18 protein-coding genes are annotated in these 19,231 nt (G+C 71.3%); 14 read left to right on the top strand and 4 right to left on the bottom strand.

Features of this window, described 5'->3' with window-relative positions:
- Positions 1–45 precede the first annotated feature (45 nt).
- Both trpS and BGP79_RS14645 read left to right on the top strand, forming a co-directional pair.
- Positions 46–1,098 (top strand): tryptophan--tRNA ligase, encoded by a 1,053-nt coding sequence (trpS, locus tag BGP79_RS14650; RefSeq protein WP_076696709.1) that lies wholly within the window; start codon positions 46–48, stop codon positions 1,096–1,098.
- A 2-nt stretch (positions 1,099–1,100) separates the two neighbouring features.
- Positions 1,101–1,619, top strand: a complete 519-nt coding sequence (locus BGP79_RS14645; RefSeq protein ID WP_083701967.1) for a 2'-5' RNA ligase family protein — start codon at positions 1,101–1,103, stop codon at positions 1,617–1,619.
- 93 nt (positions 1,620–1,712) lie between these two features.
- On the opposite strand, the gene BGP79_RS14640 is transcribed toward BGP79_RS14645, so the two are convergent.
- The 4 genes from BGP79_RS14640 to sdhC all read right to left on the bottom strand — a co-directional run bounded on the left by BGP79_RS14640 (position 1,713) and on the right by sdhC (position 5,235).
- Positions 1,713–2,495 carry a succinate dehydrogenase iron-sulfur subunit gene (locus BGP79_RS14640; protein WP_076696707.1) on the bottom strand — a complete coding sequence of 261 codons (783 nt, stop codon included), beginning with the start codon at positions 2,493–2,495 and terminating at the stop codon, positions 1,713–1,715.
- On the bottom strand, positions 2,495–4,270 hold the full coding sequence (sdhA, locus tag BGP79_RS14635; RefSeq protein WP_076696705.1) for a succinate dehydrogenase flavoprotein subunit: 1,776 nt from the start codon (positions 4,268–4,270) through the stop codon (positions 2,495–2,497). Before sdhA ends, BGP79_RS14640 begins: the two co-directional genes overlap by 1 nt.
- 88 nt (positions 4,271–4,358) lie before the next feature.
- A complete protein-coding gene (locus BGP79_RS14630) occupies positions 4,359–4,841 on the bottom strand; it encodes a succinate dehydrogenase hydrophobic membrane anchor subunit (protein WP_076696704.1) in 483 nt (160 codons plus the stop codon).
- A gap of 1 nt (position 4,842) precedes the next feature.
- Positions 4,843–5,235 (bottom strand): succinate dehydrogenase, cytochrome b556 subunit, encoded by a 393-nt coding sequence (sdhC, locus tag BGP79_RS14625; protein ID WP_369800233.1) that lies wholly within the window; start codon positions 5,233–5,235, stop codon positions 4,843–4,845.
- A 331-nt stretch (positions 5,236–5,566) separates the two neighbouring features.
- Here sdhC and BGP79_RS14620 point away from each other — a divergent pair, with 331 nt between their 5' ends.
- From BGP79_RS14620 to BGP79_RS14565, 12 genes are all read left to right on the top strand, one after another.
- A complete protein-coding gene (locus tag BGP79_RS14620) occupies positions 5,567–6,736 on the top strand; it encodes a mannose-1-phosphate guanylyltransferase (protein ID WP_083701966.1) in 1,170 nt (389 codons plus the stop codon).
- Between the two features lie 66 nt (positions 6,737–6,802).
- Positions 6,803–8,131: an amidohydrolase gene (locus BGP79_RS14615; protein WP_083701965.1), complete on the top strand. Its 1,329-nt coding sequence runs from the start codon at positions 6,803–6,805 to the stop codon at positions 8,129–8,131.
- A gap of 218 nt (positions 8,132–8,349) precedes the next feature.
- Complete coding sequence (locus BGP79_RS14610; protein ID WP_076697147.1) at positions 8,350–9,465, top strand: BMP family protein; 1,116 nt, start codon at positions 8,350–8,352, stop codon at positions 9,463–9,465.
- Between the two features lie 199 nt (positions 9,466–9,664).
- Positions 9,665–11,266, top strand: coding sequence for an ABC transporter ATP-binding protein (locus BGP79_RS14605; RefSeq protein ID WP_076696700.1), 1,602 nt, complete (start codon positions 9,665–9,667; stop codon positions 11,264–11,266).
- Positions 11,263–12,681 (top strand): ABC transporter permease, encoded by a 1,419-nt coding sequence (locus BGP79_RS14600; protein ID WP_369800232.1) that lies wholly within the window; start codon positions 11,263–11,265, stop codon positions 12,679–12,681. Before BGP79_RS14605 ends, BGP79_RS14600 begins: the two co-directional genes overlap by 4 nt.
- A complete protein-coding gene (locus BGP79_RS14595; protein ID WP_076696697.1) occupies positions 12,678–13,988 on the top strand; it encodes an ABC transporter permease in 1,311 nt (436 codons plus the stop codon). The genes BGP79_RS14600 and BGP79_RS14595 overlap by 4 nt, the downstream gene beginning before the upstream one ends.
- Before the next feature lie 2 nt (positions 13,989–13,990).
- Positions 13,991–14,410 carry a cytidine deaminase gene (locus BGP79_RS14590; protein ID WP_369800231.1) on the top strand — a complete coding sequence of 140 codons (420 nt, stop codon included), beginning with the start codon at positions 13,991–13,993 and terminating at the stop codon, positions 14,408–14,410.
- A gap of 11 nt (positions 14,411–14,421) precedes the next feature.
- A complete protein-coding gene (locus BGP79_RS14585; RefSeq protein ID WP_076696693.1) occupies positions 14,422–15,762 on the top strand; it encodes a thymidine phosphorylase in 1,341 nt (446 codons plus the stop codon).
- A 79-nt stretch (positions 15,763–15,841) separates the two neighbouring features.
- Complete coding sequence (locus tag BGP79_RS14580) at positions 15,842–16,552, top strand: DedA family protein (protein ID WP_143588442.1); 711 nt, start codon at positions 15,842–15,844, stop codon at positions 16,550–16,552.
- A 63-nt stretch (positions 16,553–16,615) separates the two neighbouring features.
- Positions 16,616–17,281 (top strand): DedA family protein, encoded by a 666-nt coding sequence (locus BGP79_RS14575; RefSeq protein ID WP_076697139.1) that lies wholly within the window; start codon positions 16,616–16,618, stop codon positions 17,279–17,281.
- Between the two features lie 63 nt (positions 17,282–17,344).
- Positions 17,345–18,475 (top strand): adenosine deaminase, encoded by a 1,131-nt coding sequence (locus BGP79_RS14570; protein ID WP_076696691.1) that lies wholly within the window; start codon positions 17,345–17,347, stop codon positions 18,473–18,475.
- Positions 18,456–19,205, top strand: a complete 750-nt coding sequence (locus BGP79_RS14565; RefSeq protein ID WP_076696690.1) for a MazG family protein — start codon at positions 18,456–18,458, stop codon at positions 19,203–19,205. The genes BGP79_RS14570 and BGP79_RS14565 overlap by 20 nt, the downstream gene beginning before the upstream one ends.
- Positions 19,206–19,231 lie beyond the last annotated feature (26 nt).

Raw genomic sequence — 19,231 nt, 5'->3', positions numbered from 1 at the left:
ACCCCTGCACCCCCACCTCCACCCCGACGAAGGGAACACCGTCCCATGGCCACCCCGCCGCGTCCCCGCGTCCTCTCCGGAGCCCAGCCCTCCGCCGACAGCCTGCACCTGGGCAACTACATCGGGGCGGTGCGCAACTGGGTGCGGATGCAGGACGACAACGACGCGATCTACTTCATCCCGGACCTGCACGCCATGACGGTCGAGCACGACCCGGCGACGCTCGCGGACCGGACCCGGCGCACCGTCGCCCAGTACATCGCCGGCGGCGTGGACCCGGACCGCTGCACCCTGTTCGTCCAGTCCCACGTGCCCGAACACGCCGAGCTCGCCTGGGTGCTCAACTGCATCACCGGCTTCGGCGAGGCGTCGCGGATGACGCAGTTCAAGGACAAGACCGCCCGCTACGGCGTCGACGCGGCGACCGTGGGCCTGTTCGCCTACCCCACGCTGATGGCCGCCGACATCCTGCTCTACCAGGCGCACCGCGTCCCGGTGGGGGAGGACCAGCGCCAGCACATCGAACTGACCCGGAACCTCGCCCAGCGGTTCAACACCCGCTTCGGCGAGACGTTCGTGGTGCCCGAGGGCTTCATCCCGCCGGCCACCGCGAAGATCTACGACCTGGCGAACCCGACGGCGAAGATGTCCAAGTCCGCGGCGTCGCCGGCCGGGCTGATCAACCTCCTCGACGAGCCGAAGGTCACCGCGAAGAAGATCAAGTCGGCCGTGACGGACAACGGCACGGAGATCCGGTTCGACCGCGAGGCCAAGCCCGGCGTCTCCAACCTGCTCGCCATCCACTCCTCGCTCAGCGGCCGCAGCATCGACGACCTGGAGCAGGACTACGCCGGCCGGATGTACGGGCACCTGAAGGTCGACGTGGCCGAGCTGGTCACCGCGTTCGTCGTCCCGTTCCGGGCGCGGACGACGGAGCTGCTCGCCGACCCGGCCGAGCTGGACGCCATCCTCGCCCGCGGCGCCGAGAAGGCCCGGTCGATCGCGGGAGCGACTCTCGCGGCGGTCTACGACCGGGTGGGTCTGCTGCGGCCCGCCTCCGGCTGGGTGCGCACGCCCGTGGCGGCCGGCGAGAGCTGACGATGGCGATGCTGACGGCGGGTTCGCTCGGGGTGGTCATCACCATCCCCGGGCCGCTCGCGCAGCAGTTGCACCACTGGCGCGCCGGGTTCGGCGAGGTCGCCGCCGAGCTGGTCCCGCCGCACGTGACCATCCTGACCCACGGCGTGACCGACGACGTCGACGCCGCGGTCGGTGCGGTGGCCGCCGTGGCCGCGCGGACCGACCCCTTCACCATCGTGCTGCGCGGCGCCGGCAGCTTCCTGCCGCGCTCCCCGGTGGCGTTCCTGCGGCTGGCCGCGGGAGCGGGGGAGTGCGTCGGCCTGCACGAGGGCATCCTGGCCGCCGGGATCGGCAGCGGCGCCGTCTTCCCGTACCACCCGCACGTCACCCTCGCCCAGGGCGTCGACCGGCAGTCCCTGGACGAGGCGCTGATCCGGTTCGCCGGTTTCGCGGCGCGGTTCCCGGCGAGCTCCCTCGGCGTCTACCGGGCCGGAGAGGCGGCGTGGGAGCAGGTCGGCGAGGTCCCGCTCGGCGGCTGAACTGTCACCGCACGCACGCTCACACCGCAGACGACGAAGGCCCGGACGGTTCCCCGTCCGGGCCTTCGGTGTCTCTCGGTCGAGCGCGTCCGGTCAGATGGCCCGGGCGAGCACCGCCTGCTTGACCTCGGCGATCGCCTTGGTCACCTGGATGCCACGGGGGCACGCGTCGGTGCAGTTGAAGGTGGTGCGGCAGCGCCACACCCCCTCCTTGTCGTTGAGGATCTGCAGCCGCATGTCGCCGGCGTCGTCACGCGAGTCGAAGATGAACCGGTGCGCGTTCACGATCGCGGCGGGGCCGAAGTACTGCCCGTCCGTCCAGAACACGGGGCAGGACGACGTGCACGCGGCGCACAGGATGCACTTGGTCGTGTCGTCGAACCGCTCGCGCTCCTCGGCGGACTGCAGGCGCTCCTTCGTCGGCTCGTGGCCCCGGTTGATCAGGAACGGCATGATCTCCCGGTACGACTGGAAGAACGGCTCCATGTCGACGATCAGGTCCTTCTCCACCGGCAGACCCTTGATGGGCTCGACCGTGATGGGCTTGGACGTGTCGAGGTCCTTGAGCAGCGTCTTGCAGGCGAGGCGGTTGCGGCCGTTGATCCGCATCGCGTCCGAGCCGCACACGCCGTGGGCGCACGAGCGGCGGAACGACAGCGTCCCGTCCTGCTCCCACTTGACCTTGTGCAGCGCGTCGAGCACGCGGTCCGTGCCGTACATGGTGACGGCGAACTCGTCCCAGCGGGGCTCGGCGGAGACCTCGGGATCGTAGCGGCGGATCTTCAGGGTCACGTCGAAGGTGGGGATCTCCCCGCCGCCGCCCACGGAAGCGGGAAGCTCGACCTTGGATGCCGGTTCGGCTGTTTGCGTCGTCATCAGTACTTGCGCTCCATCGGTTCGTAACGGGTGAAGATCACCGGCTTGGTGTCGAACCGGATCCCCTTGACGCCCTCCATCTCGGAGGTGGGGTCCCGGTACACCATGGTGTGCTTCATCCAGTTCTCGTCGTCACGATTCGGGTAGTCCTCGCGGTAGTGACCGCCACGGGACTCCTTGCGGTGCAGGGCCGAGACGGTCATGACCTCGGCCATGTCCAGCAGGAAGCCGAGTTCGACGGCCTCGAGCAGGTCCAGGTTGAACCGCTTGCCCTTGTCCTGCACGGAGATCGCCTTGTAGCGCTCGCGCAGGGCCTCGATGTCGTCCAGCGCCTGCCGGATCGACGTCTCGGTGCGGAACACCTGCATGTTGGCGTCCATCGTCTCCTGCAGATCCGACCGGATCTTCGCGACCCGTTCGGATCCCTCACCGGAGCGGACGACGTCGAGCAGGTCCTCCGTGTAGGCGGTCGGGTTCTCCGGCAGCTCCACGAAGTCCGCACCGACCGCGTACTCCGCGGCGTTGATGCCCGAGCGCTTGCCGAAGACGTTGATGTCCAGCAGCGAGTTGGTGCCCAGCCGGTTGGAGCCGTGCACGGACACGCAGGCCACCTCGCCGGCGGCGTACAGGCCCGGCACCACGGTGTCGTTGTCGGAGAGCACCTCGCCCAAGATGTTCGTGGGGATGCCACCCATCGCGTAGTGGCAGGTCGGGAACACCGGCACCGGCTCCGTGTAGGGCTCGACGCCCAGGTACGTGCGGGCGAACTCGGTGATGTCCGGCAGCTTCGCGTCGATGTGCGCCGGCTCCAGGTGGGTCAGGTCCAGGAGCACGTAGTCCTTGTTCGGACCGGCGCCGCGACCCTCGCGCACCTCGTTGGCCATGGACCGGGCCACGATGTCGCGCGGGGCCAGGTCCTTGATGGTGGGGGCGTACCGCTCCATGAACCGCTCGCCCTCGGAGTTGCGCAGGATCGCGCCCTCGCCGCGGGCGGCCTCGGAGAGGAGGATGCCGAGGCCCGCGAGGCCGGTCGGGTGGAACTGGATGAACTCCATGTCCTCCAGCGGCAGGCCGCGACGGAACGCGATGCCCATGCCGTCACCGGTCAGGGTGTGCGCGTTCGAGGTGGTCTTGAAGACCTTGCCGACACCGCCCGAGGCGAACACGACGCTCTTCGCCTGGAAGACGTGGATCTCGCCGGTGGCCAGCTCGTAGCTGACGACGCCGGCCACCCGCTTGCGGGGGACACCATCGCCAGCGCCGTCGTCCAGGAGCAGCAGGTCGAGGACGTAGAACTCGTTGTAGAACTCCACGTTGTGCTTGACGCAGTTCTGGTAGAGCGTCTGCAGGATCATGTGCCCGGTGCGGTCCGCGGCGTAGCAGGCGCGGCGCACGGGCGCCTTCCCGTGGTCACGCGTGTGGCCGCCGAAGCGCCGCTGGTCGATCCGGCCCTCCGGGGTGCGGTTGAAGGGCAGACCCATCTTCTCCAGGTCGAGGACGGCGTCGATGGCCTCCTTGGCCATCACCTCCGCGGCATCCTGGTCGACGAGATAGTCGCCACCCTTGACCGTGTCGAACGTGTGCCACTCCCAGTTGTCCTCTTCGACGTTGGCGAGTGCCGCACACATGCCGCCCTGGGCGGCACCGGTGTGGGAGCGGGTCGGGTAGAGCTTCGTCAGCACCGCGGTGCGCGCCCGCTGACCGGATTCGATCGCCGCACGCATCCCGGCGCCGCCGGCGCCGACGATCACGACGTCGTACTTGTGGACCTGCATTCTTCGATGACTCTTTTCTCTCGTGGTCGCCAGGTCGTCGGCGACGGCGACCGCTCGTCAGGAGCGGACCGCCGGGGCCGGTACGGCGTCAGGGGGCGGGGCAGAAGCTGCTGACGGTGGAGACCCCGTCGATCACCGGGCAGGGATCGAACGTGAAGATCACCAGGGTGCCGAGCACGATCATGGTGCCCGAGGCGATGTAGAGCACGGTCTTCAGGGTCAGCCGGGTGGCGTTCCGCTCGGCGTAGTCGTTGATGATCGTGCGCACGCCGTTGGTGCCGTGCAGCAGGGCGAGCCACAGCATGGCCAGGTCCCAGACCTGCCAGAACGGGCTGGCCCACTTGCCGGCCACGAAGCCGAAGTCCACGGCGTGCACGCCGTCGCCGACCATCAGGTTGACGAACAGGTGCCCGAAGACGAGAACGATCAGGACGACACCGGACAGGCGCATGAACAGCCAGGCCAGCATCTCGAAGTTGCCGCCCTTGCCCTTGCTGCGCTGGTACTGCGGCGCGAGCCGGCCACCGGAGTCACCGGGGGAGCGGGGTGATTCGACGACGATGCCGGACATGTCAGTGACCTCCGAAGGCGAACGTGAGGGAGAGCGACAGGTGGCGCACCAGGAACGGGATCATGATGACGAACCAGCCGATGACGACGGCCCAGAGCATCTGCCGCTGGTACTTGGTGCCCTGCTTCCAGAAGTCGACCAGGATGATCCGCAGGCCGTTCAGGGCGTGGAACACGATGGCGCCGACCAGGCCGGCCTCACCGAGCGCCATCACGGGGTTCTTGTACTGCGCGATGATGGCGTTGTATGCGTCCGGCGACACCCGCACGAGCGAGGTGTCCAGCACGTGGACGAGGAGGAAGAAGAAGATCACCACACCGGTGATGCGATGTCCGACCCAGGACCACATGCCTTCACGGCCGCGGTAGAGGGTGCCCATGGATGTTTTCGGCACTGAAGAACCTCCCTGCAGGTCCGAGTGCGGACGCCGTCAGCGGTGTCACGTCCGACTCGGCCGGGCACTGCGAACCCGATCGTCTTTCCCAGCAACTGCCGGTGCGCGTGGCCGTCCGGGTGGGCGATCAGCGGCAGCGTCGACGGGTGGTCGCAGAGCCCGCCCCGTCGAATCCACAATAGACCTGATCGGCGCCGCGCCGTGACCGCGACCGCGCCCGTGACCGCGGGTTTCCGCGCCGGACCGCGGTGCGGCTCGCGCGGGTGTGGCCGACGCCACACGGCGGGCGCACTCCGGGGGCCGACGGCGACCCTGCACTAACGTGGGCACAATGAGCGAGCAGGACCATCCTTCTTCCGTGCCCGGTGACGCGCCCTCCGAGGTGCGTGCGTCATCAGCCGGCGACGCCCTGGCCCGGTTCCACGCCGTCATCCCCGCGGGCGGGGTCGGCACCCGGCTGTGGCCGCTCTCGCGTGCGGCGACGCCGAAGTTCCTCCACGACCTGACCGGCAGCGGCCACACCCTGATCCGGGCCACCTACGACCGGCTGGAGCCCCTCGCGCCCGGCCGGGTGATGGTGGTGACCGGGCAGGCGCACCGCGACGCCGTCGTGGGCCAGCTGCCCGAGGTGGACGAGAGCGACGTCGTGATCGAGACGGAGCCGAAGGACTCGGGGGCCGCCATCGGGCTGGCTGCCGCGATCCTGCACCTGCGGAACCCGGAGACGATCATGGGGTCCTTCGCCGCGGACCACGCGATCAGCCCCGACTCCCTGTTCCGCGAGGTGGTGCGCGAGGCCGTGCACACCGCGGCGACCGGCCGGATCGTCACCATCGGCATCAAGCCGACCTACCCGTCCACCGGATTCGGGTACATCCAGCTCGGCGAGCCGCTGACCGTCGACGGCGCCCCGCACGCCCTGACGGTGCGCACCTTCGTGGAGAAGCCCTCCGAGGAGGTCGCCACCGAGTACCTGGCCTCGGGGGAGTACTGCTGGAACGCGGGCATGTTCGTCGCGCCCACCGCGCTGATGCTCCACCACCTCGAGCGCGCCCAGCCCGGGTTGTACGCCGGGCTGATGGAGATCGCCCACGCGTGGGACACCCCCGAGCGCGACGCGGTCGTGGCCCGGGTGTGGCCGGGGCTGCCGAAGATCGCCATCGACTACGCGGTCGCCGAGCCGGCCGCTGCCGCCGGGGACGTCGCCGTCGTGCCCGCCGAGTTCCGCTGGGACGACGTCGGGGACTTCGCCGCGATCGGCCGGCTCAACCCGGCCGGGTCGGGTGTCACCGTGCTCGGCGATCACGCCCGCGTGGTCACCGACAACGCCACCGGCGTCGTCGTCACCGGCACCAACCGGCTGATCGCGCTGATCGGGGTGCAGGACATCGTCGTCGTCGACACGCCGGACGCCCTGCTGGTCACGACCGCCGACAACGCCCAGGCCGTGAAGAAGACCGTCGAACAGCTGAAGGCCTCCGGCGCCGACGACGTGCTCTGAGGTGCCTCCGTGTCGGCCGGCGCCCGCCCGGCGCCGGACGCCGCCGGGCTGGCTAGAGTGGATGGGGTGGATCGCGCTCCCTTCGGTTTCTCGTCCGACTCCGACCAGCTGCCCGTCGTCGGGCCGTTCCTGCGACCGCTGCTCGCCGAGCTGACCGCGTTCCGCCGCGACCTGCACGCCCACCCCGAGCTGTCCACCCGCGAGGTCCGCACCACGGGGAGGATTGCCGACCGGCTGATCGCCGCCGGCCTCACCCCGCACTTCTTCGAGGGCACCGGCCTGTACGTCGACATCGGGCACGGTCCCATCGCGACGGCGCTGCGCGGGGACATCGACGCGCTGCCCGTGCAGGAGGAGACCGGGCTGCCGTGGACGTCGACGGTCAAGGGCGCCTGCCACGCCTGCGGGCACGACATGCACACCACCGTCATGGTCGGCGTCGCCCTCGTCCTGGCCGACCTGAACCGGTCCAGCCCGCTGGCCGGCACCGTGCGGATCGTCTTCCAGCCGGCCGAGGAGACGATGCCCGGCGGCGCCCTGTCCTGCATCGAGCAGGGCGTGCTCGACGGCGTGCCCCGGATCTTCGCGCTGCACTGCGACCCGCGCATCGACGTCGGGCAGATCGGCACCCGGATCGGCGCCATCACCTCCGCCTCGGACACCGTACGGATCGAACTGACCGGCCGCGGCGGCCACACCTCCCGGCCGCACCTGACCGAGGACCTCGTCTTCGCGCTCGCGGAGATCGCGGTCAACGTGCCCGCGGTGCTCTCCCGCCGCATCGACGTGCGCAGCGCCGTCTCCGTGGTGTGGGGCCAGATCCACGCGGGGGCCGCGCCCAACGCCATCCCCGCCACCGGTTTCATGTCCGGCACCATGCGCTGCCTGGACGGCGACGCCTGGCTGGCGGCCGGCGAGCTGCTCGACGACGTCGTCAACCAGGTCGCCGCCCCCTTCGGGGTGGCGGTCGAGCTCGAGCACGTCCGTGGGGTGCCGCCGGTGGTCAACACCGAGGTGGAGACCGCGATGATCGAGGCCGCGGCCCGCGCGGAGCTCGGCGAGGACGTCGTCGTGCTGACCCCGCAGTCCATGGGCGGGGAGGACTTCGCCTGGTTCCTGCAGGAGGTGCCCGGCTCCATGTTCCGGCTCGGCACCCGTACCCCGGGCGGGGAGACCTTCGACCTGCACCGCGGGGACTACGTGATCGACGAGGACGCCCTCGCCGTGGGGGTCCGCGTGATGGCGGCCACCGCGCTGCGGGCGCTCGCCGAGGCGGTCCAGGAGTTGCCCGCGTTCCCGCCGGCCGCGTCGAGCCGCCGGGGGAACGGGCGCGTCACCGGCCTCGCGGAGGGGGACCGGGCCGCCTCGCGTTCCGCGGAGGCTACCGGCAGGTAACAAATGGGGAACGGCGTCGGCGTGGCGCTGTGAAGTGGCTCAGGTCACCCCGCGCGGCGGGTTATCGTATGGGCGTACAGCCCGTCGCCGCGCAGCGGCGAGCACCACCGTCCGGCATCGCGGACGGACCGCCACGACGACCCCGCATCGGCCGGTCGCGGGAGCGGGGGCAACTCTTCTGGGAGGAACCGTTGAACACCACCACCATCGGCACCGCCATGCTCAAGGGCCGTCGTCTCGCCGTCGGCACCGCCGCCCTCAGCGCCGCGGCCCTGCTGCTCGCCGGTTGCGGCGCCGCCCCGTCCGCGAGCTCGAGCGGAGGGGCCGCCTCGGGCGGCACGCAGAACGCCGCAGCCAAGAACTACACCGGCTGCATCGTCTCCGACTCGGGCGGATTCGACGACCGGTCCTTCAACCAGTCCTCCTTCGACGGGTTGATGAAGACCAAGAAGGACCTCGGGATCAACACCAAGCAGGCCGAGTCCCAGGCCGCGACCGACTTCGGGCCCAATCTGAACTCGATGATGCAGGGCAACTGCAACCTCACGGTGACCGTCGGCTTCAACCTCGGTGACACCACCAAGGAGGTCGCGGCGAAGAACCCGAAGAAGCACTTCGCGATCATCGACTACTCGGACCCCAAGTTCACCGAGAACGTCAAGCCGATCGTCTACGACACGGCGCAGGCCGCGTTCATGGCCGGCTACCTGGCCGCCGCGACGACGAAGACCGGGAAGGTCGCCACCTACGGCGGCATGAACATCCCGACCGTCACCATCTTCATGGACGGCTTCTCCGACGGCGTGAAGTACTACAACGAGAAGAAGTCCAAGAACGTCCAGCTGCTCGGCTGGAACAAGGACAGCCAGAACGGCACCTTCGTCGGCAACTTCGAGGACTCCGGCAAGGGCAAGCAGAACACCGTCAACTTCATCAACGAGGGCGCCGACGTCGTCATGCCGGTCGCCGGTCCGGTCGGCGCGGGCACCATCGACGCCGCCGTGGACGCGAAGAACGCGGGCAAGGACGTCAAGCTCATCTGGGTCGACTCGGACGGTTACGAGACGAACACCAAGGGCAAGGACCAGATGCTCTCCTCGGTCATGAAGCTGATGGGCGACGCCGTGGAGAACGTGGTCAAGGACGACCTGGACGGCAAGTTCAGCAAGACCCCGTACGTCGGCACCCTGGACAACGGCGGCGTGGCCCTGGCCCCGTTCCACGACCAGGACAAGAACGTCTCGGCGGACACCAAGTCCGAGCTGGACCAGATCAAGAAGGACATCGTCTCCGGGGCCATCAAGGTGACCTCGAAGGGCAGCCCGCAGAGCTGACGGACCTTCCGACCAGCACGGTCGACCCGGTCGCACCAGCACCGCCGGTCCCGCCCGGACCGGCGGTGCTGTGCGTCCGGCACCGCCCACGGATGGCAGACTCACCCGTGAGCGCAGCACTCGACGACGCGAGACGTCGTCACCAGAACCAGAGCGTCACCGGACCGGGAGCGTCCGACGGCGAAGGACAGGATGAGGCATGAGGCTCGAGCTGAAGGGCATCACCAAACGGTTCGGCACGTTCACCGCCAACGACGCCATCGACCTGGTGGTCGAGCCCGGCCAGGTGCACTGTCTGCTGGGGGAGAACGGGGCCGGCAAGTCCACCCTGATGAACGTCCTCTACGGGCTCTACCAGCCGACCGAGGGCGAGATCCTCGTCGACGGGACGCCGGTGGCCTTCTCCGGTCCCGGCGACGCGATGGCCGCCGGCATCGGCATGGTGCACCAGCACTTCATGCTCATCCCGGTCTTCTCCGTCGCCGAGAACGTGGCCCTGGGCAACGAGTCCACCCGCGGCGGCCTGCTCGACCTCGCGGCCACGCGCACCCGGATCCGGCAGATCTCCGAGCAGTACGGGTTCGACGTCGACCCCGACGCGCGGGTCGAGGACCTGCCGGTCGGGGTGCAGCAGCGGGTCGAGATCATCAAGGCCCTCGTCCGGGACGCGAAGGTGCTCATCCTCGACGAGCCCACCGCCGTCCTCACCCCGCAGGAGACGGACGAGCTGCTCGCCATCATCGACCAGCTCACCGCCGACGGCACCTCCGTCGTCTTCATCAGCCACAAGCTGCGCGAGGTCAAGGAGGTCGCGGACCGGATCACCGTGATCCGTCGCGGCAAGGTGGTCGGCAGCGCCGACCCGTCGGCGTCCACCACCGAGCTGGCCTCCCTCATGGTGGGCCGCTCCGTCTCCCTGAACCTCACCAAGGACGCCCCGCAGCGCGGCGCCACCACCTTCACCGTCCGCGACCTGACGGTCACCGCCCCCAACGGCACCCGCCCGCTCGACGGGGTGAGCTTCGACATCGCCCAGGGCGAGGTGCTCGCCGTCGCGGGAGTGCAGGGCAACGGGCAGACCGAACTGACCGAGGCGATCCTCGGCCTGCAGGAGCGGGTGACCGGCACCATCACCCTGGACGGGACCGAGCTGCTCGGCCGCTCCGTCAAGGACGTCCTCGCCGCCGGCGTCGGCTTCGTGCCCGAGGACCGCACCGTCGACGGCCTGGTCGGCCCGTTCTCCATCGCGGAGAACATGGTGCTGGACCTCTACGACCGGGCCCCGTTCGCCCGCGGCATCGGCATGAGCCCGGTCGCGATCCGCCGCCAGGCCGAGCAGAAGGTCGCCGAGTTCGACGTGCGCACGCCCAGCATCGGCGCGGCCGTCTCGACCCTCTCCGGCGGCAACCAGCAGAAGGTGGTGCTCGCCCGCGAGCTGTCCCGGCCGCTCAAGCTCTTCATCGCCTCCCAGCCCACGCGGGGCCTGGACGTCGGCTCCATCGAGTTCGTCCACCGCCGCATCGTCGCCGAGCGGGACCAGGGCACGCCCGTGCTGATCGTCTCCACCGAGCTGGACGAGGTGATCCAGCTCGCCGACCGCATCGCCGTGCTCTTCCACGGCGCCCTGATGGGCATCGTCGCCGCCGACACCCCGCGCGACGTGCTCGGCCTGATGATGGCCGGCTCGACCGCGGAGGAGGCGCTCGCCCAGGTGGACGCGTCGGCACCGTCCGCGCCGGCGACCTCCACCCCCGCATCGTCCACGCCCACGTCCGCCCCCGACGAAGGAACCCGGCAGTGACCTCGCACGACCCGCACGAGCCGCGCACCGGCACGGATCCCACCCCGGAGCCCACCGACCGGACCGCCGGCCCGGATGCCACCCCGACGGCCACCGACCGGTCGACGGCGACCGCCACCGCGCCGGTCGCCGCCGCCGAGGGCGGCGAGGGCGCCGCTCCGCCGCCGATCGCCGCGCCCGCGGGCGGGGGCCTGGTCAAGGATGACGCGTCGGCGACCGTGATGCGCCGGATCTTCTCCGGCAACGGGCTGGTGGCCGTCCTCTCCGTCGTGCTCGCCGTCATCCTCGGCGGCATCCTGATCGCCGCGACCGACGAGACCACCGCGACCGCGGCCGGGTACTTCTTCGCCCGTCCGATGGACACCATCTCGGCCGGCTTCGCGGCGGCGATGAACGCCTACGCCGCGCTGTTCACCGGCGCGATCATCAACCCGCAGGCCGAGGGCCTGACCGGCATGCTCTACCCGATCAGCGAGACGCTCACGGTTGCGACGCCGCTGATCCTCGCCGGGCTCGGCGTGACGCTGGCGTTCCGCGCCGGCTTGTTCAACATCGGCGCCCAGGGCCAGATCCTGCTCGGCGCGACCTTCGCCGCCTGGGTCGGCTTCACCTGGCACCTGCCGGTGGGCCTGCACATCGTCGTCGCCGTCATCGCGGCGATCGTCGGTGGCGCCATCTGGGGCGGCATCTCCGGCTTCCTCAAGTCCCGCACCGGGGCGCACGAGGTGATCGTGACGATCATGCTCAACTACGTCGCCATCTACCTGGTGCAGTACCTGCTCACGCAGCCGGCCTTCCAGCGGCCCGGGTCCTCGAACCCGATCAGCCCGCTGGTCGACGACTCGGCGATGTTCCCGCAGCTGCTCGGGCCGGACCTGCGGCTGCACGCCGGCTTCCTCGTCGCCGTCGCCGCCGTGATCCTCGTCTGGTGGCTGCTCGGCCGCTCGACGATCGGCTTCGAGTTCCGCGCCGTCGGGGCGAACCCGCACGCCGCCCGCACCGCCGGCATCAACGTCACCCGCGCGACCGTCCTCGTCATGGTCATCGCCGGCGCCCTCGCGGGCCTGGCCGGTGTCGCCCAGGTCTCCGGCACCGAGCGGGCGCTGACCAGCGACATCGCCGCGAGCTTCGGCTTCGACGCGATCACCGTCGCCCTGCTCGGCCGCTCCACCCCGTGGGGCACGTTCTTCGCGGGCCTGCTGTTCGGCGCGTTCCGCGCCGGCGGCGTCGCGATGCAGACCCAGACCGGCACCCCGATCGACATCGTGCTCGTCGTCCAGTCCCTCATCGTCCTGTTCCTGGCCGCACCGCCGCTCGTGCGGGCGCTGTTCCGGATCCCGGACCCGGACATGCCCCGACGGCGCAGCGCGCGTCGCCGGGCCGCCGCCACCACGAGCACCGGAGGTGCAGCATGAGTACGACCGTCACCGCCTCCGCTCCCGGGGCCCCGCAGGCACCGGAGTCCGCCACGGGCACCCGGGCCGCCGTCCGCTCCTGGCGACCCGTCATCGTGTTCGGCATCGGCGCCCTGCTCGCGCTGATCGTCTTCGCCATCGGTGCGCCGAACGCCACTGCCACGTTCCGGTTCTCCGAGACCGGCGACGCGTTCGGGCTGCCCGATCTGGCCCTCTCCGCCGTGGTGCTCGGCTGGGTGTGCGCACTCGTGTGCGTCGCCGTCGCCGTGCTCGCGTTCCTCGCGGTCCGCGCCGGCCGGCCCCTGAACCGGTGGCTCACCGCCCTGTTCTGGGTCGCGTTCCTGATCGGCTTCCTCACCTGGGTGGTGGGCAGCGCGAAGACGCCCAACGTCTCCCTGGCGGGGTTGCTGGCCGGCTCCGTGACGCTGGCCGTGCCGCTGATCTTCGGTTCCCTCTCCGGGGTGCTGTGCGAGCGGGCCGGCGTGGTCAACATCGCCATCGAGGGGCAGCTGCTCTTCGGGGCGTTCAGCGCCGCCGTCGTCGGTTCCGTGACCCAGAACGCGTATGCCGGTCTGGTGGCCGCCTGCGTCGCGGGCGCCCTGGTGGCCCTCGTGCTCACGGTGTTCTCCATCAAGTACTACGTCAACCAGATCATCGTCGGTGTCGTGCTCAACGTGCTCGTCTCCGGGCTGACCGGCTTCCTGTTCTCGACCGTGCTCACCCGTGACGCCGAGCTGTTCAACTCGCCGCCGCAGCTGCCGCACTGGAACATCCCGGTCCTCGCGGACATCCCCGTCATCGGGCCCATCCTGTTCCGGCAGACCCTCGTCGGCTACCTCATGTACGTCGCGGTGATCGCCGTCTACATCGGCCTCTTCCACACGCGGTGGGGCCTGCGGGTGCGGGCCGTCGGCGAGCACCCGAAGGCCGCGGACACCGTGGGCATCAAGGTCAACCGCACCCGGTTCACCAACGTGCTGCTCGGCGGCGTCGTCGCCGGGCTGGGCGGGGCGTTCTTCACCCTCGTCTCGGTCAGCCAGTTCACGAAGGACATGACGGGCGGGCAGGGCTTCATCGCCCTCGCCGCGCTGATCTTCGGGCGCTGGAACCCCATCGGCGCGTTCTTCGCGGCCCTGCTGTTCGGCTTCGCCACCAACCTGCAGTACGTGCTCTCGTTCCTCGGCACCCCGGTGCCCAGCCAGTTCCTGGCCATGCTGCCGTACCTGGTCACCATCCTCGCCGTCGCCGGCCTAGTCGGGCGCTCGCAGTCCCCGGCCGCCAGCGGCGTGCCCTACCTGAAGAGTTGACCGTGAGCACCACCGGCACCGATCCCGCGTCCACCGACGACGTCGACTGGGACGCCCTGACCGCCGCCGCCACCGCGGCGATGGGCCGCGCGTACGCGCCGTACTCGCACTACCCGGTGGGGGCGGCCGCGCTCACCGAGGACGGCCGCACGGTGACCGGCATGAACATCGAGAACGCGTCCTACGGGGTCACCCTGTGTGCCGAGTGCTCGCTGATCTCGGCGCTGTTCGCCTCCGGCGGCGGCCGCCTGCGCGCGTTCGTGTGCGTGGACGGCGCCGGGGCCGTGCTGATGCCGTGCGGCCGGTGCCGCCAGCTGCTGTACGAACACCGCGCCCCGGGCATGACCCTGCTGACCGTCAGCGGGCTGCGGTCCATGGACGAGGTGCTGCCCGACGCGTTCGGCCCCGAGAACCTGGTCTGAGGGCCGCGGGTATGAGCACCGAGAGCAGCACCTTCGACGTCGTCGACGTGATCCGCACCAAGCGGGACCGCGGCCGTCTCGACGACGCCGCGATCGACTGGGTGGTCGACGCCTACACTCGCGGCGTCGTCGCCGACGAGCAGATGTCCGCCCTCGCCATGGCCATCCTGCTCAACGGCATGGACCGGGCGGAGATCGCCCGGTGGACGGCCGCGATGGTCGCCTCGGGAGAGCGGCTCGACTTCTCCGGGTTGCGCCGGGACGGGCGGCCCCTGCCCACCGTCGACAAGCACTCGACCGGCGGGGTGGGCGACAAGATCACCCTGCCGCTCGGCCCCCTGGTCGCGGCGTTCGGTGTGGCCGTCCCGCAGCTGTCCGGCCGGGGCCTCGGCCACACGGGCGGCACCCTGGACAAGCTCGAGGCCATCCCCGGCTGGCGCGCCGGGATGACCAACGACGCGCTGCTGGCGCAGCTGCGCGACGTCGGCGCCGTGGTCGCCGCCGCCGGCTCCGGGCTCGCTCCGGCCGACGCGAAGCTCTACGCCCTGCGCGACGTGACCGGCACGGTCGAGGCGATCCCGCTGATCGCGTCCTCGATCATGAGCAAGAAGATCGCCGAGGGCACCGGCGCCCTCGTGCTCGACGTCAAGGTCGGCTCCGGGGCCTTCATGAAGACGGTGGACGACGCGCGGGAACTCGCCCGCACCATGGTGGACCTCGGCGCCGACGCCGGGGTCTCCACCGTCGCGCTGCTCACCGACATGTCCACCCCGCTCGGGCGCACGGCGGGCAACGCCCTCGAGGTGGCCGAGGCCGTCGAGGTGCTCGCCGGCGGGGGACCGGCCGACGTCGTCGAACTGACCCTCGCGCTCGCCCGGGAGATGCTCGACGCAGCCGGGCGTCCCGACGCCGATCCGGCGGCTGCCCTCGCCGACGGACGGGCCATGGACGTGTGGCGGCGGATGATCGCCGGCCAGGGCGGGGACCCCGACGCGCCGCTGCCCGTGGCGGCCGAGACCGAGACCGTACTGGCCTCCGCGACCGGCACCCTCACCCGGCTCGACGCCCTCGCCGTCGGCGTCGCCGCCTGGCGGCTCGGTGCGGGACGGGCTCGCAAGGAGGACCCGGTGCAGGCCGGGGCGGGCGTCACGCTGCACGCCCGCCCGGGCGATCCGGTGACCGCCGGGCAGCCGCTGCTGACCCTGCACACCGACACACCGGAGGCGTTCGGCCGCGCCCGGGAGGCGCTCGCCGACGCCGTCGACGTCGCCCCCGACGGCGCGACGGTCGCGGGAGCGGGGACCACCGGTGTGGACCGGTCCATCGTGCTCGAACGGGTGGCGCGGCCATGATCCGAGCCGCCCTGTTTCCTCCCCGGTGATGACCCTATGATGTGGGCGTGGGGGCGACGAGAGGGACGACGTGCACATCGTGAGTGACCTGGTGATGCACGCTGCCTCGATGTGGTGGATCCATCCGCTGTTGCTGCTGTTCTGCTTCATCGACGGATTCGCCCCGATCCTGCCGTCCGAGACCCTGATCGTGGCGCTCTCCGCCCTCTCGGTCTCCTCCGGCCAGCCCAATCTCGGCTTCGTCGCGATCGCCGGCTTCATCGGCGCCGTCGCGGGGGACCAGGTGGCCTACCGGATGGGCCGGGCTGCCGGCTCGAGCGGGTTCCGCTGGATGCAGGGCGCCCGGGCCCAGGCATCGCTGCGCTGGGCCCGCCGGGAGCTGGACAAGCGCGGCGCCATGCTCATCCTGACCGCGCGGTACATCCCGGTCGGCCGCGTCGCCGTCAACTTCACCGCCGGCGCCACCGGCTTCCCGCTGCGGCAGTTCACCGTCCTCGACCTCGTCGCGTGCGCCACCTGGATCGGGTACGGCATCGGGATCGGCATCGTGGCCGGCGCCTGGGTGCACGAGCACCCGCTGCTCGGGGCCGGGCTCGCGATCGTCATCGCGATCGCCATCGGTTTCATCATCGACCACGCCATGCAGTGGGTGGGGCGGATCAAGGCGCGGCGTGCGGCCCGCGCCGAGGGCGGCTCCGGCTCCGGCACGGCGACCGAGTCCGCGGCGGCCACGCTGGACACCCCGGCCGTGGAGCCGGTGCGGGAGAACGCGCGCAGCGAGAACGCCTGACCGGTGCTCGGTGCCCCGCTGTCCTCAGCCGTGACCGCGGCGGTCACCGCCGCGGCGGGTCCGATGCAGACCGTCAACGACGCGGTCGCGTCCCTCGCCGGCACCGCGTGGGTGCTGCCGGTCCTCTTCGTGCTCTGCGTGTGCGACGGCTTCTTCCCGCCCCTGCCCAGTGAGTCGGTCGTCGTCGCCCTGACCGCGATCGCCGTGTCCACCGGCAACCCCGCCCTCGTGGGCATCGTCGTCGCGGCCGCCGTCGGCGCCGTGATCGGGGACAACATCGCCTGGCTGATCGGTCGCCGGGTGGGCGTCACCCGGTTCCGGTGGATGCGCCGCCGGCGGGTGCAGCAGGCCTTCCGGTGGGCGCGCGGCGAGCTGGACCGGCGCGGCGCCCTGCTCATCCTCACCGCCCGCTACATCCCGGTCGGCCGCGTCGCGGTGAACATGACGGCCGGCGCCACCGGGTTCCCGCGGGCCCGGTTCGTGCTGTACACCGTGATCGCCGGCGTGAGCTGGTCGGTCTACTCGGTCGGCATCGGCGTGCTGGCCGGAGCGTGGGCCCGCGACAACCACGTGGTGGCCGCGGCCGTCGCGATCGTCATCGCGGTGACGGTGGGCATCGTCGTGGACCGGCTCACGCACAAGCTCGCCCGCCGCGACCACGCCCCGGAGCCGCACGTCTCGGACGCCCGGTCGCGACAGGATCCCCCGGCCGCCGGGGAGGGGCACTGACCCGTCCGCGGGTGCCCGCCGGACCCGCACGGACGACGGCCCATTCGTCGCTACAGTGGGGGCGTGACCGAGAACCTGAGCCCTGCCGCCGCCGCTGACGTCGACTTCCGCGTGCTGCCGAAGATCTCCCTCCACGACCACCTCGACGGGGGGTTGCGCCCGGCCACCATCGTCGAGCTGGCCGAGGCCGCCGGGCACACGCTGCCCACGACCGATCCGACCGCCCTCGGCGCCTGGTTCGTCGAGGCGGCCGACTCGGGGTCGCTGGTGCGCTACCTGGAGACGTTCGACCACACCATCGCCGTCATGCAGACCCGCGACGGGCTGACCCGCGTCGCCCGGGAGTTCGTGGAGGACCTCGTGGCCGACGGCGTCGTCTACGGCGAGGTCCGCTGGGCCCCCGAGCAGCACCTGCGCGGCGGCCTGACCCTGGACGAGACCGTCGAGGCCGTGCAGGCGGGCATCGAGGAGGCGACCGCCGCGGCCCGCGCGGACGGCAGCGACATCCTCGTCGGCCAGCTCGTCTCCGCGATGCGGCAGGCCGACAACGGGGTGGAGATCGCCGAGCTCGCCCTGCGGCACCGGGACCGCGGCGTCGTCGGCTTCGACATCGCCGGTCCCGAGGACGGCTTCGGCCCGGCCCGGCTGGCCGACGCCTTCGACCTGCTCGCGAAGAACCTCTTCCCCGCCACCGTGCACGCGGGGGAGGCGGCCGGCCTGGACAGCATCACCGAGGCCCTGTCCGCCGGTCACGCCCTGCGCCTGGGCCACGGCGTGCGCATCGCCGAGGATCTGACGGTCGACTTCGACGCCGGGCTCGAGGACGGCGCCGCCCTGGTCACCTGCGGCCCCGTCGCCAGCTGGGTGCTGGACCGGCAGGTCCCGCTCGAGCTGTGCCCGTCGTCGAACCTGCAGACCGGCGCCGTCGCCGCGTTCGGCACCCGGCTCGACCAGCACCCGTTCGACCTGCTGTACCAGACCGGGTTCAAGGTCACGGTCAACACCGACAACCGGCTGATGAGCAACACGACGCTCAGCGACGAGATGGCGCTGCTGGTCGACGCGTTCGGCTACGACCTCGACGACCTGCTCACGCTCACGCTCAACGCCGTCGACGCCGCCTTCGCGCCGCTGAGTGTGCGCCTGGCTCTCGCCGAGGCCATCACCGAGAGCTATGACGGCCTCAGCGGCTGACCCCGCGAAGCAGCCGGCCGGAGAGGCGTTCGCCGAGCTCGTCGGCGTGATGGACCGGTTGCGCTCGCCCGGCGGCTGCCCGTGGGACGCGGCGCAGACCCATCAGAGCCTGCTCACCTACCTGATCGAGGAGGCGCACGAACTGGTCGAGGCCGTCGAGACGGGCGGCCCTGCCGACGTGCGCGAGGAACTCGGCGACGTGCTGCTCCAGGTGGTCTTCCACGCGCGCGTGGCGGAGGAGGCCGCGGACGGCGCCGCGTTCGACGTCGTCGACGTGATCGCGACGCTGGTCGAGAAGCTGCGCCGGCGGCATCCGCACGTCTTCGCCGCGGACACCGACGCGTCGGGGCAGGGGACCGACCCGGGACTGGCCGAGCTGCACCGGCGCTGGGACGAGATCAAGCGCGTCGAGAAGCCCGAGCGCATCGGGCCGTTCGACGGGATCCCGCCCGGCCTGCCCGCTCTCGCCCTTGCCCAGAAGTCCCTCGGCCGTGCCCAGCGGGCCGGGCTCGACCCGACGCCGGCTCCCGCCGCCGCGCACCCGGCTCCGGACGACGACGACGAGAGCGCCCTCACCGAGGAACGACTCGGCGACGCCCTGCTCGCCCTGGTCCGCCGCGGGCAGGCCGCCGGCCTCGATGCCGAGGCGGCCCTGCGCCACGCCGTCCGCCGCTACCGCGGTGCCGTCACCGACGACACCGACGCGCCGGGCACCGGACCCGCGCACTAGGCTGGGATCGGCATCCGCGGGGCCGC

Source organism: Tersicoccus sp. Bi-70 (assembly GCF_001968825.1).
In the GTDB taxonomy this organism is placed as follows: Bacteria; Actinomycetota; Actinomycetes; order Actinomycetales; family Micrococcaceae; genus Tersicoccus.
This window is presented reverse-complemented; position numbering and strand designations above follow the sequence as displayed.